The organism is Priestia sp. D3YE.R1, from assembly GCF_049199565.1.
In the GTDB taxonomy this organism is placed as follows: domain Bacteria; phylum Bacillota; class Bacilli; order Bacillales; family Bacillaceae_H; genus Priestia; species Priestia aryabhattai.
Genome location: NZ_JBLTHW010000001.1, coordinates 921538 through 933440 on the forward strand (window position 1 = coordinate 921538; position 11903 = coordinate 933440).

Annotated in this window: 14 protein-coding genes and 1 other annotated feature; of the genes, 9 read left to right on the plus strand and 5 right to left on the minus strand. The window is 39.6% G+C overall.

The window, feature by feature from the left end; genetic code table 11:
* Positions 1-84: 84 nt before the first annotated feature.
* A complete protein-coding gene (locus ACOZIR_RS04735; RefSeq protein WP_310878485.1) occupies positions 85-1488 on the plus strand; it encodes a PLP-dependent aminotransferase family protein in 1404 nt (467 codons plus the stop codon).
* A gap of 146 nt (positions 1489-1634) precedes the next feature.
* On the opposite strand, the gene ACOZIR_RS04740 is transcribed toward ACOZIR_RS04735, so the two are convergent.
* Positions 1635-2354 carry a poly-gamma-glutamate hydrolase family protein gene (locus tag ACOZIR_RS04740; RefSeq protein WP_340141781.1) on the minus strand — a complete coding sequence of 240 codons (720 nt, stop codon included), beginning with the start codon at positions 2352-2354 and terminating at the stop codon, positions 1635-1637.
* Between the two features lie 43 nt (positions 2355-2397).
* Entirely contained in the window at positions 2398-3207 is an 810-nt protein-coding gene (locus ACOZIR_RS04745; RefSeq protein ID WP_045293931.1) for a class I SAM-dependent methyltransferase, read from the minus strand.
* A 105-nt stretch (positions 3208-3312) separates the two neighbouring features.
* Here ACOZIR_RS04745 and ACOZIR_RS04750 point away from each other — a divergent pair, with 105 nt between their 5' ends.
* Complete coding sequence (locus ACOZIR_RS04750) at positions 3313-3975, plus strand: MgtC/SapB family protein (protein ID WP_013058646.1); 663 nt, start codon at positions 3313-3315, stop codon at positions 3973-3975.
* Positions 3976-4064: 89 nt separating this feature from the next.
* Here the strand turns inward: ACOZIR_RS04750 and ACOZIR_RS04755 are convergent, their stop codons facing one another.
* Positions 4065-4202, minus strand: coding sequence for a hypothetical protein (locus ACOZIR_RS04755; RefSeq protein ID WP_169746691.1), 138 nt, complete (start codon positions 4200-4202; stop codon positions 4065-4067).
* A 174-nt stretch (positions 4203-4376) separates the two neighbouring features.
* Between ACOZIR_RS04755 and ACOZIR_RS04760 the strand changes: the two genes are divergently transcribed.
* Positions 4377-5018 (plus strand): NAD(P)-dependent oxidoreductase, encoded by a 642-nt coding sequence (locus ACOZIR_RS04760; RefSeq protein WP_045293930.1) that lies wholly within the window; start codon positions 4377-4379, stop codon positions 5016-5018.
* A 67-nt stretch (positions 5019-5085) separates the two neighbouring features.
* The gene (locus tag ACOZIR_RS04765; RefSeq protein ID WP_045293929.1) at positions 5086-5580 is read left to right on the plus strand and encodes a GNAT family N-acetyltransferase; all 495 of its coding nucleotides are present in this window, start codon (positions 5086-5088) and stop codon (positions 5578-5580) included.
* A gap of 21 nt (positions 5581-5601) precedes the next feature.
* Here ACOZIR_RS04765 and ACOZIR_RS04770 read toward each other — a convergent pair whose 3' ends face one another.
* Positions 5602-6351: a sulfite exporter TauE/SafE family protein gene (locus ACOZIR_RS04770; RefSeq protein WP_045293928.1), complete on the minus strand. Its 750-nt coding sequence runs from the start codon at positions 6349-6351 to the stop codon at positions 5602-5604.
* A 155-nt stretch (positions 6352-6506) separates the two neighbouring features.
* On the opposite strand from ACOZIR_RS04770, the gene ACOZIR_RS04775 reads away from it, so the two are divergent.
* The 3 genes from ACOZIR_RS04775 (at position 6507) to ACOZIR_RS04785 (ending at position 8729) form a co-directional block, all read left to right on the plus strand.
* Positions 6507-7406 (plus strand): LysR family transcriptional regulator, encoded by a 900-nt coding sequence (locus ACOZIR_RS04775; RefSeq protein WP_045293927.1) that lies wholly within the window; start codon positions 6507-6509, stop codon positions 7404-7406.
* Positions 7403-8041 carry a hypothetical protein gene (locus ACOZIR_RS04780; protein ID WP_340141782.1) on the plus strand — a complete coding sequence of 213 codons (639 nt, stop codon included), beginning with the start codon at positions 7403-7405 and terminating at the stop codon, positions 8039-8041. The genes ACOZIR_RS04775 and ACOZIR_RS04780 overlap by 4 nt, the downstream gene beginning before the upstream one ends.
* A 121-nt stretch (positions 8042-8162) precedes the next feature.
* Entirely contained in the window at positions 8163-8729 is a 567-nt protein-coding gene (locus ACOZIR_RS04785) for a TetR/AcrR family transcriptional regulator (protein ID WP_045293925.1), read from the plus strand.
* Positions 8730-8812: 83 nt separating this feature from the next.
* Here the strand turns inward: ACOZIR_RS04785 and ACOZIR_RS04790 are convergent, their stop codons facing one another.
* On the minus strand, positions 8813-10183 hold the full coding sequence (locus ACOZIR_RS04790; protein WP_045294652.1) for an amino acid permease: 1371 nt from the start codon (positions 10181-10183) through the stop codon (positions 8813-8815).
* Positions 10184-10250: 67 nt separating this feature from the next.
* Positions 10251-10482: a binding site (T-box leader), on the minus strand.
* Positions 10483-10720: 238 nt separating this feature from the next.
* On the opposite strand from ACOZIR_RS04790, the gene ACOZIR_RS04795 reads away from it, so the two are divergent.
* Both ACOZIR_RS04795 and ACOZIR_RS04800 read left to right on the plus strand, forming a co-directional pair.
* Positions 10721-11605, plus strand: a complete 885-nt coding sequence (locus ACOZIR_RS04795) for a DUF4405 domain-containing protein (RefSeq protein ID WP_310878489.1) — start codon at positions 10721-10723, stop codon at positions 11603-11605.
* Positions 11606-11714: 109 nt separating this feature from the next.
* The gene (locus ACOZIR_RS04800; protein ID WP_013058636.1) at positions 11715-11900 is read left to right on the plus strand and encodes a Fur-regulated basic protein FbpA; all 186 of its coding nucleotides are present in this window, start codon (positions 11715-11717) and stop codon (positions 11898-11900) included.
* Positions 11901-11903: the final 3 nt, after the last annotated feature.

Here is an 11903-nt window from a genome sequence, read left to right on the forward strand (position 1 = left end):
AATTCAGTATATGAAGAAACTGAACTGAGAGTAAGTGTCAGAAACGGTAAATTTGATAGTATCAGTTAGAAAGGAAAGAATACCATGTTAGAGTTAATGCCCTTGCTCAATAAAAGAAAAGCAGATCCCTTATACATGCAGCTTTATACTTACATAAAAAAACAAATTCAAAAAGGTACCATTCCGCCTCATGAAAAACTGCCTTCTAAACGAAAGCTAGCTCTTCATTTAAGCATTAGCCAAAATACGGTTGAAGCAGCTTATATACAGTTAGAAGCAGAGGGCTATATTGAGATACTAGCCAGGAAAGGAGCATTTGTAAAAGAGATAAAAAATGAAGTCGTGCTTCAAGAACTGCCTCCTATCTCTGTATCTCTGCAACAAGAAGATCAAAAATCAACTGCCATTGATTTTAGCCATGGAAAGATAGACGTAGAAAAATTTCCGTATAATACGTGGAAAAAGCTAACGGTTCAAGCTATTTATCATGATGAAAGCCAGCTTTTTTATAGCGGACATCCGCAGGGCGAACTGCTTCTTCGCCAAGAAATTGCGTCATACCTTTACCACTCAAGAGGAGTGCGCTGCACAGCGGAGCAAATTGTGATAGGTGCAGGTACACAGTACCTCATGTGGCTGCTTTCTGTCATTCTAGGAAAAGAAAAGATAATTGGGTTCGAAAACCCAGGTTTTCACCGAACAAGGCACGTTTTTCAAGAACAAGGCATGTCGGTCGTCCCTATTTCTCTTGATAGTTCTGGCTTGAAAGTCAAGGAACTGAAAGAAAGCGAAGCGGATGCGGTGTACATTACGCCGTCTCATCAATTTCCTATTGGTATGGTCATGCCGATAGCAAGAAGGCTTGAACTACTAGAGTGGGCGAAGGAAGCGAACGGCTATATTATAGAAGATGACTATGACGGAGAATTTCGCTATAAAGGAAAACCGATTCCGGCACTTCAAGGATTAGATCAAGACGATCGCGTTATTTATACGGGGACGTTTTCAAAATCGTTGATGCCTTCTCTTCGAATAAGTTATGCCGTGCTGCCACACCGACTTCTTACAAGATATGTGAAGCACTGTGGACTTTTTAAACAGCCTGTTTCAAGACTTCATCAGTATACGCTTTTTCTTTTTATGAAAGAAGGACACTGGGAACGTCACTTGAATAAAATGAGAACAGCATACCGCAAAAAACAAGCGCTGCTGCTAGATTGTTTGACTACTACTATGGGAGAACGTGTAGATATTGTCGGAGAACATTCTGGCTTGCATATTCTTCTTAAGGTAAAAAACGGAATGAGTGAACAGAAACTAATTGAAGCAGCTGCCGAGCAAAAAATAACGATTTATCCAACGTCTATTTATTATCATACTGCTAATAAAAACCAGACGCCATATGTACTGCTTGGATTTGCGGGACTGTCTGACGAAGAGATAAAAATGGGCATAGATTCGCTGTTTAAAGCTTGGTTCGTCCAATAAGAAGTAAAATTAAAGAGTTTTTTAAACAAAAAGACTTTAAACAGTCTATTTTAGCGAGAGAAATAGATAAGAACCAGCGCGTTTGATTATACAGACTGCGCTGGCTTTTTTGTCTGGAAATCAAGGAACAGGCAAGGGTTAATAAGTTAGTGAACTTGAAAGTAAAGGAAAGTTTGATAGGAAGAAGATGCTTCTTGTAAGGAAGTGATAAATATATGGAAAAGCGGCGTTACATTCATGCGGTTGTTTCTCGACCAGTCGTGGTTTACGAAAAATGATTTTCTTAGTTCGGCTGTGAGTTCAAGCTGTACTCCGGCTTTTAGCAGATTATCGTTCACAATATTTTGCTCGCTTGTTCCGGCTATATCAGAAGGAGCGTCACGGACTGTAAAGCCGTGTTTGCGCAGCGATTGCTTTACCAGCTCTTTATAAAGCTGATTTTTTCCCCCTACATATACGATAGGCTGGCTGCCACTGTAGCCGTGAATCGTCATGACGGACATACTTTGCTGAGCCATTCCTCTAGCAAACGGTTCGTCAAAGTTTTCTGAGGTTATGTGCAGAACTCCGTTGTTAGTGGACTTGATGCCTTCGAATAAATAATAAGAAGCGGAAAAGCGATCAGCGAGTTCTTTGGCAACTTCTGATGTACCCGGTTCAATTCCTCCGCCGTGAATGGCCATAATGGATAGGTAGCTAAAGCGCTGCTCGTAGCGAATATCATAGTCTTGATGGAGAATCTCGTGCTGCTGCAGTTCTGCATAGGAAGAGTAAGAGTCACCGCTTGCATAAGAAGGAAGGGGAATCAAAAAGCAGTACATCAAACATAGCAAAGTGCTCGCACTCCATTTGAATAAACGGTTCATTAATAATCACCTCTATCTATCCTATGATAGGTAGAGGTGATTATTAGTGCTTCCGGCCGATATAGAGTAAATGAGAAGAAAGTCCAAGGTGATAAGAACTTGATGCTTGTTGAATAAGGAGCTGAACGATGCTGTTCATTTCTTCAGAAGAAGTTTCCTGCCAGTACGTCCATTCCTTTGAATTAACTGACGAAGCAAGGTTAGAGGCAATTAGCTCAACACATTGGAATCCATGGTTCGCTAAAAAAGGAATAATATCCTCAATTTTAGTGTAATAAGCGTGGGTAAATCGGCCTTCTTCTGCATGATCAAAGCAGCCTGATTCATAAAAATCATGAAGCGCTTTTGCCGTGTTGTTTGGTTTTAAACGTTCCGGCGATGTTAAAGAAGAAATCATGTGCTGAACACGCGGCATAAACGAAATAAAAACAGTTCCGCCTGGCTTTGTTACCCGATACAGCTCTCGAACGGCTTGAATACGATCTTGCTTCTTCTGTAAATGATACATTGGTCCAAGCATTAGTGACGCATGAAATTGTTCATCTGAACAACAGTGAAGGTTTCGTGCATCTGCCACATGAAAATTACGAAATGCATTATATACTTGCTGTTCTAAAGCTTTTTCTTTGGCTTTTTCAACTAGCTGCGGCGTCAAATCAGTTAAAGTTACTTCATAGCCGTTTTCTGCTAGTTTCAAAGCATACCTTCCCGGTCCGGCACCGTTATCTAAAATATGTCCGCTAGGGAGAAGGTGCTTATTAATAAAATGCCAGTTTACTTGAAACTCAATAGGTTCTCGTTCTAATCGTCCCCACTCATCAAATTTGCTGTAATAATCGATGACTTTATCCATTTTAAAGAGCCTCCTATTCAAAAAAAAGTTATAGTAAATTATAACAAAAATAGAAATAGTTAATAGGTGCATTTATGAAAAATTGAAGAGAAAGGAGGAAAAAAAGTGACTGCAGCTTTTATTAGTCGTCTCGCGCTATCAGGTCTGTTAGGAGCTTTGGTTGGATTAGAAAGAGAATTTAGAGCAAAAGAAGCGGGCTTTCGAACTCATTTTTTAGTTGCTGTCGGTAGCACGCTGATTATGCTGATTTCGAAATATGGCTTTTCAGATGTGCTTCATCAAGATCATATGGCTCTTGATCCGAGCCGGGTTGCGGCACAAGTAGTAAGCGGTATTGGTTTTTTAGGGGCAGGTATGATTATTATTCAAAAGCAGCATATTAGAGGGCTTACAACAGCCGCAGGCGTATGGGCAACATCGGGAATTGGTTTAACCATTGGGGCGGGTATGTATACAGTCGGCATTAGTGCAACTATATTAGTGCTGATTGGCTTAGAAATATTGAACGTGATGTTTACATCTCTTTCTACTCATTCCATTTTAATTAAGTTTCGTGCAGCCAATCAAGAGGATATTTATGAGCTGCTTGATAAAATTGAAAGAGAAAATATTATGATTTCATCTTACGAAATTCACCGAGATCATCATCAAGGTGAGCTGCTCTATTTTGTAGAAATAAAAGGAAAGGCAAAAAAGAAAGGGAATAAAGTAGAATTGATTAAATCCATTCACTCTATGGCTCACGTGTTATTTATTGAAATTGAATAAGCGCTCATTTGTTTTTTGTCAAAGAGATTAAGACATAACTAAATTAATATAAAATCGAACAAATGGATAAAGGGGACCGTATGGATCGTTTAGTACACCGCGGTTGATTTTCGTGCAAGGCTTCGCTTTCCGCAGGCGGCTGGTGAGCCTCCTCGTCGCTTGCACTCCTGCGCGGTCTCACCTGGTCCGCTTTTCCCGCAGGAGTCTTCGCCTTGCCCTCTAATCAACAGCTGGAAGCACCTCCATATATGAAACCTACGTTCGGATCTTTTATTAACTAAAAAACTTTCGCTTCGGCTTCTTTATTCGTTCTCTATCTTGCTTAAACCATTTTGCTGTGTTTTAGCATAGCAAAAAAAGGCTATTACCTAAATATAGAGAATTTTACTGGAGGTTTTAAAATGAAAATTGGAGTCGTAGGTGCTACAGGAAAAGCAGGAAGTTTTATCGTGAAAGAAGCCTTAAATCGCGGACATGACGTAACGGCAATTGTACGCGATGCGAGCAAAGTAGAAGAAAGAGATGTTCATACACTGGAAAAAGACATCTTTGATATTACGGAAAAAGATATTGAAGGTTTCGATGCAGTGGTAAATGCATTTGGGGCTCCTGAAGGAAAAGAACACCTGCACGTAGAAGCGGGGCAGTCGTTAATTCATGTATTTAAACAAGCTCCGGACGTTCGCCTTCTTGTTGTAGGGGGAGCAGGCAGTTTGTTTGTTGATGAAGAGAAAACGACGCGTCTAGCAGATACGCCTGATTTTCCAAAAGAATACAAAGCAACAGCTGACAATCAAACTCAAAACTTAAAAGACCTAGAAAGTACAAGCGATGTTAACTGGACTTTTATTAGCCCGGCAGCATTTTTTAATCCTTCAGGAAAACGAACGGATGCTTATAAAACGGGGAAAGATCATGTCATTTTAAATTCAGAAGGAAACAGCCACGTCAGCTATGCGGATTACGCAATTGCGGTCATTGATGAAATTGAGCGAGGAGAACATGTAAATGAACGTTTTACCGTAGTATCCGACGCTAGATAAAGGAAAAGCCGCTTTATGCGGTTTTTTTAGCGCATGTTATACTAAGGAAAAAGGAGTAAGGTCGAGAATGGATAATGCAGTAAATGTAGAGCTAACGTTTTATAGTGAAACTTATGAGTCACCTGTACATAGCTATACGCTGCCTGAAGGGCAGCTCATTTATACGGCACTTCCTGCTGAAGCCATAGCTAAGTGTAAGCAAGAAAGAGACAGAGCGCCCGTTTTGATTTTGGCAGAAAACAAACTAGCCGGCTTTTTCGTGCTCGACGCAGGGGAAGCTGTTAAAGAATATACCGAGAGCTCCGGCGCGCTTTTAATACGGTCTTATTCCATTCATCCTGATTATCAAGGAACTGGAGTTGGCAAAAAGTCATTAAAGCTTCTTCCTTCTTTTATCATTCATCACTTTCCAACTAAAAATAAAGTGGTGCTAGGCGTGAACCATAAAAACACGGCTGCGCAGCGTCTGTACAAACGATGCGGCTTTATTGATACAGACCGGCATATTTTTGGAAGCCAAGGAAAGCAGTTTGTTTATCAGATGAACATAAAAAAAGCTTGAACAAGAGTTCAAGCTTTTTTCTTATATAACAAGGAGGAAGCTAGAGCAAATAGGGAGAGCTACAAGGGACGTTTTTAATACGGGAGCAGGTACGCGGTTTGTAAACTTTGCTCCAATATATGAACCGACCATTGTGCCGACAACAACTTGAATCAACAGCGGAATATCTAAAAAGCCCTGCTGATAATAGCCCATTCCGCCGCCAATTGCAATCGGAATAATAACGAGCATTGTCGTTCCGGCCGACTGGCGAATAGACAAACCTAACACCATCATAAGGCCAAGCTGGATAAATGGAGTTGATCCAATTCCAAACATTCCGGACAGAGCACCGGTAATTAAGCCAATTAGTAAAGAGTAGACGACAAATTTAGCTCCTGTTGGAACAGTACGTTCTTTTTGCTGACGGGAAAATAAAAACATTCGCAGCCAAAGTAAAACACCAGATAATAAAAGCATGCTGGCTGTTAGCCATTTTAGCTCGCCTTCTGGGATAAAGGATGAAAGGTTAGACCCAATCCAAGCGCCTAATGCACCGAGGATACCAACAGAGATACCGGATTTCAAAGATACGTTACCTTCGCGGTAATGACTGACTGCGCCAGATAAAGAAGAGAAAATCATTGCGGTAAGAGCCGTTGCGAGTGCAACGTGTACAGATACGCCGTACAGCAGCGTTAAAATTGAAATAATAAAACCTGATCCGCCTGCTCCGACAAATCCTAAGATCAGTCCGACGGCTAACATTGTTAAAACAATTGAAACATCCATAAACTAATTCCTTCTTTCAACACTTATTCTATGCAGGCACATAACATTTTTAGCAAGTGCTACGTTCTTCATTTAAACATGAATTTTTTATGACGTCCAATGTATAATTTATATGAAATTGATAGTATTATGTAATAAGTAAAGGATGTGAAAAAATGGAATGGCAGCAGCTCGAATATTTTAATGTTGTAGCTCAAACGGAACATTTTACAAAGGCAGCGGAACAACTATCAATCGCGCAGCCTACGCTCAGCCGCTCAATTTCTAAATTAGAATCAGAGCTTGGCGTGCCGCTATTTGAACGAAAAGGAAGGCAAGTTATTTTAAATCGATACGGACGGCTTTTTTACGAACGAACGGCCAAAGTATTAAATGAAATGGAAGAAGCTAAACGTGAGCTTTCGGATTTGATTCATCCTCATCGCGGCAGTATTTCGTTTGCTTTTTTAAAATCATTAGGCGCTTCGTCCGTCCCAAAATTAGTTCATGCTTTTTTACAAGAGTATCCGAACGTTCAATTCCAAATTTTTGAGAACGCTACAAACATCATGCTCGATCAGCTTCAAACCGGGGAAATTGATTTTTGTATGTCTTCCGTAACGGAATCTAGGGCAGGAATTCAGTGGGAATATTTATGGAAAGACGAGCTGTACGCGTATGTCCCTGATACGCATTCTTTTGGCTCAAGGCAAGTGCTTTCGATTTCAGAGTTGGCTCATGAATCGTTTATCGCGTTAAAAAAAGGATACGGAAGCCGAACAATTTTTGATCAGCTGTTTGAAGAAGCCGAAATTGTCCCAAATATTACGTTTGAAGGAGAAGAATTTTTGACGGTGATTGGTTTTGTAGCGGCTCATTTAGGGGTTGCCTTGCTTCCTGAAATAAAGGGAGTGGACTTGCGAGGTATTAAAAAAATAAAGCTCAAAGAAGACACAGCTTCAAGGGTAATTGGGATTGCGTGGAACAAGGATAAATATTTAACTCCTGTTGCGAAAAAGTTCCAGGAATTTTTAATTCAGTATTTTAAAGACCATCATACGGGGGGAGAACTATGAAGAAAATTGCTTGCCTGCACGCTCATTATTCGAACATCTCTTATATCGAAAAAACTCTGCCGTTTGCGAACTGTATGCATTTCGTAGACCCTGGACTTGTACATCGGGTAACAACCGACCCTAAGTTTGCAGCGGAGTCAGCAGCTGAAGAAGTAGAGAAGCAGTTAAAGTGGATGGAAGAATGTTCAGCAGATGCCATTTTACTTACGTGTACGAATTACATTGCTCTTTTACCAGAAGCATTTACAAGCGATGTTCCAATTATTAAAATCGATGAGCCTTATTTTCGCCGAATATGTGAAATAGAAGAACCGCAGCTTATTGCATTTACAAATCCAGAGACCGTAGAAGGAACGATGAAGCGTCTAGATGAATTTGCATTTTATCAAAATGTAAAGATAAAGGTTCGCCCTGTTGTGATAGAAGGTGCTTTTGAACTAGTAATGACTGGAAACCTAGAGAAGTATAAACAGAAGGTAAAACATGTCTTACATGAGCTAATAAAAGAGCATAACACCGTTGTTTCAGTGGCGCAGCTCTCGATGGTAGAAGCGGCGGCGGAGGTAAGCGACCGTATTATTACGCCTCTTCAACCGTTAGCCGAAGAAGTAAGAAAAACAATTATTAGGTCATAAGAAATGAAAGTAAGGGAAAATAAATGGTAAAATATTCACTTTATTTTGACAAAAATTTCATTTCCTTATATGATAAGTAGTGTTATAGAAACCACTTATTATATAGGGGAGGCATCGTTTTGTGAAGAAAGCAAATGCGCGCGATAAGATTTTAGAAACAGCATCGCGGCTTTTTCAGCTGCAAGGCTATCATGCAACAGGATTAAACCAAATTATTAAAGAGAGTGGGTCGCCAAAAGGGTCTCTTTATTATTATTTTCCAAAAGGGAAAGAAGAACTGGCGATTCACGCTGTTCAATATACGAATAAATACGTCCAAGTTCAAATTAAAGAAAGTTTAAATAAATCTTCTGACGCGGCACAGGCTATTCAGTATTTTATTGAAGAATTGTCCAAGCAGTTTGAACAGGAAGAAAGTATTGCTGGTATGCCTGTTGGGCTGCTGGCTGGAGAAACGGCGCTTATTAATGAAGCGCTGCGAGAAGTCTGCTACTCAGCGTTTCAAGATTGGGAAAAACTTTTTAGAGAAAAAATGATAGAGAGCGGATTTCAAGAGAAGCAGGCAGGAGAGCTCGCAGTTGTGATTAACTGTATGATCGAAGGAGGAATCTTGCGTTCGTTAACAGAGAAAACAAGCGCTCCTTTGCAGCAGATTCAGCAGCAGATTCCAATTCTTGTTCGTAAATAAAGAGTAGCTTTGCGCTTGGCTATTGGTACTTAACATTTTAAATAAAAAAACGCCTCCTCTGATGACTCAAAGGAGGCGTTTTTTTATTTAGCGTGCTTGACTGCTGAAGATTGATAAAAGCGGCCTTTAAAGATATACGTAGCTGTAATAAATAAATAGATAGCTAGTGTAATAGTCGTAATAACAACGGATGTTGTGCAGATAACACCAATTAAAATAGCGCTTAGTGCAATTAGGGCAGCCCACGTCGTATAAGGAAACCATTTAACAGAGTAGCTACTCGATGCTTCCGGCTGAACTTTGCGGGACTTTAAGTGTGCGATCGCAATAATCAACCAAATAAACAACACGGTATATCCTAAAGATCCCATCAAATAATCAAATGTTTTACTTCCTGCAAATAAGGAAATCAACACGCCCACATAAAGGGATGATGTACACATTAAGATTGCATAGACAGGAACTTTGTTAACAGAAAGTTTCGAAAATATCTTCGGTACTCGACCGTCTACTGCTTGCGTATACAAAATACGGGATGAACCGTAAAGTCCTGAGTTCATAGAAGAAATAACGGCTAACAAGATCACGGCATTCATAATATGATCTGCTCCGGGAATTCCAATCATCTTAAATACCATCACAAAAGGACTTTGAGAAACGCCATTTACTTCATTCCAAGGAATCAAGCTCACGATGATAAAAAACGGGAACAGATAAAAAGCAATGATGCGCGTTAATGTGCTGCGCACAGCCTTTGGTACTACTTTTTCAGGGTTTTTTGTTTCAGCTAGCGTTACCCCGATGATTTCAGTCCCACCGTAAGAGTAGATGACAACTAGCATCGCCGTAATTAACCCAGTTGGTCCTTTTGGAAAGAAACCGCCGTGATCGCTTAAATTTGAAAAACCCGCTGCGGTATGGTGACCAAATGATACAAATAGTAACAAAAGTCCAGCGATGATAAAGATCACAATGACCGTAATTTTAATTAATGCTAACCAATATTCCGTTTCAGCAAATGCTTTAACCGAAAGCAAGTTAATAACTGTGACAATAACGGATATGCCTAGAGCAAGCATCCAAATTGGATAATCAGGAAGCCAGTACTGAATAAAAATAGCTGCTACAACTGCTTCAGCTGCAATGTTTAACACCCACATTTTCCAGTAAATCCAGTCTAAAAAATAAGCGGGGTAGCTTCCTAAAATCGACTGAACTAAATCACGAAACGTTCGTGCGTCACTGTTTCGAACCGCCATTTCAGCAAGACCTTGCATAATGAATAGTAAAATAATTCCGCCAATTAAATAAGCAATGATAACTGATGGTCCTGCCATATCAATAGCTGAGCTGCTTCCTTTAAATAAACCAGCGCCAATCGCTCCACCTAGCGCCATCATCATAATGTGACGTGAAGTCATTGTTCGCTGCAAACCTTGGTTGTCCTTCTTCATGACTTTTCCCTCCACTTTTTTATAAAATAAAAAAAGCTTATCGTCTCCTACCTCATTATCAAATGAGAGAAGAGACGATAAGCTTTAGCTAACCGCGGTACCACTCTTGTTGGCTCTTAAAGAACCCTGCTTAAAACCTGATAACGAAGGTTAGACGTTAAAACTTAGAGAATACTTCTGCATTCTTTCTGAATTACCACTCCTGGGCGAGTTCAAAGTATTATTGGACTACGTTGCACCAACCCGTAGCTCTCTTGACCGAATAATATGCTTCTACTACTCCCAATCGCTGTGTTTTTGATTAAAATCTGAAAGTTCTTGATGAATAACCATTACTATACGTGCTTCTTTTTTCTTTGTCAACAGCTATTTTTGAAAAAGTGAAAATGATTGAACTCTGTTTTTTATAGAACTCAGGACTGGTTATTTTGGTAAAAAAATCAGTCGTTTCACCTAATTTTCACCAACTCTGCTTACATTAAGAAATATGAAAAAGAGGTTGTTTTGACAAGTACATAGGTGAGGAGAATGAATAGAGTGAAAAAGATGATGTACATCCGGTTTGGACTGGATCTTTTAATGGCCGTTACGTTTGTTTTATTTTTTAACAAACAAGTATTGGGAGGGTTAACGTTTCATGAAATTGCGGGGTTGACGATTGCGGTCGCCTTTTTTACCCACGTGCTACTAAACTGGCAGTGGGTAAAGAAAGTGACGGTTAAATTATTTGACCGTAAGCTTCCGCGCAGAACAAAGTTCGGTTACTTTTTAAATATCATGCTGTTGATTACGATGTCATTTATTATGATTAGCGGTATTTTTATTTCAAGAGTAGTATTTCCAAATATTAATGTGGGGGGCGAACAGTGGTTTAAGGTTTCGCATATTTCGGTATCATTTTTAGTGTTAATTTTAGTAGCCGCTCACATAGGTCTTCATTGGCAATGGGTTATAAATGTATGTAAAAATATGACGAAATTCAAAAAGTCAAAGAAAAGCTTGAGCATAGCAGCTAAGCTGGCAACCGTTGCACTGTTAGTCGTTGGCATATACGAAATAAATGAGACGGATTTTCTTGGAAAGCTTGGAGGAGTAGCGAGGGTGCTGAATTTAAGTTCCTCAGATATGCCGCAAAAAGGCGGTGGGAAGCCAGATTTTGATCGTCATTCATTTAGCGAGAACAAATCTTCTACGACGGCATCTGCTGGTCACGAACACCCGAACTTTGATCACGATGGCGGAGGTTTGGAAAGAGGGATGAAAGGAAAAGAAGGCGGTTTTGAAAGTCCGAATCCTTTTGTTGTAATCAGTACTTACTTTGCTATTATGTCGGTTTTTATTAGTGTTATTTATTATATTGAAAAAATATTAACAGGGGTGAAAAGACGTAAAAAAAAGGCGGGTGCGGCTGCGGAAATTTAAATTAAAAAAGCTATCTATTTCACTGTTTTTTCATCGTACAGAAGTAAAATCATTTATGTAAAAGCAAATGCTTTGCAAAATTAAAATGAGAGAACCTTAGGTGGTGGAAATCGTGAAACAACACACACAGCCTGAAACGGAACATAAGAAAAATTGGTTTATTAATGCGCTATTGAATTTTGGTATTTATAAAAAAGGAAATCGGCACCTATATGAACTGACACTTCAAGAGTTAGAAGCTCAATATGTAAAAGTAAAAGCATTCATGTATAATCAGGAACCTCTTTCACAATGATAA

What these genes read in the sequence shown, in the direction of transcription:
- ACOZIR_RS04780 (WP_340141782.1), top strand. Translation starts at nt 7,403, where the DNA reads ATGAAGAAAATTGCTTGCCTGCACGCTCATTATTCGAACATCTCTTAT.
- ACOZIR_RS04765 (WP_045293929.1), top strand. Translation starts at nt 5,086, where the DNA reads ATGGATAATGCAGTAAATGTAGAGCTAACGTTTTATAGTGAAACTTAT.
- ACOZIR_RS04735 (WP_310878485.1), top strand. Translation starts at nt 85, where the DNA reads ATGTTAGAGTTAATGCCCTTGCTCAATAAAAGAAAAGCAGATCCCTTA.
- ACOZIR_RS04770 (WP_045293928.1), bottom strand. Translation starts at nt 6,351, where the DNA reads ATGGATGTTTCAATTGTTTTAACAATGTTAGCCGTCGGACTGATCTTA.
- ACOZIR_RS04775 (WP_045293927.1), top strand. Translation starts at nt 6,507, where the DNA reads ATGGAATGGCAGCAGCTCGAATATTTTAATGTTGTAGCTCAAACGGAA.
- ACOZIR_RS04790 (WP_045294652.1), bottom strand. Translation starts at nt 10,183, where the DNA reads ATGAAGAAGGACAACCAAGGTTTGCAGCGAACAATGACTTCACGTCAC.
- ACOZIR_RS04760 (WP_045293930.1), top strand. Translation starts at nt 4,377, where the DNA reads ATGAAAATTGGAGTCGTAGGTGCTACAGGAAAAGCAGGAAGTTTTATC.
- ACOZIR_RS04745 (WP_045293931.1), bottom strand. Translation starts at nt 3,207, where the DNA reads ATGGATAAAGTCATCGATTATTACAGCAAATTTGATGAGTGGGGACGA.
- ACOZIR_RS04740 (WP_340141781.1), bottom strand. Translation starts at nt 2,354, where the DNA reads ATGAACCGTTTATTCAAATGGAGTGCGAGCACTTTGCTATGTTTGATG.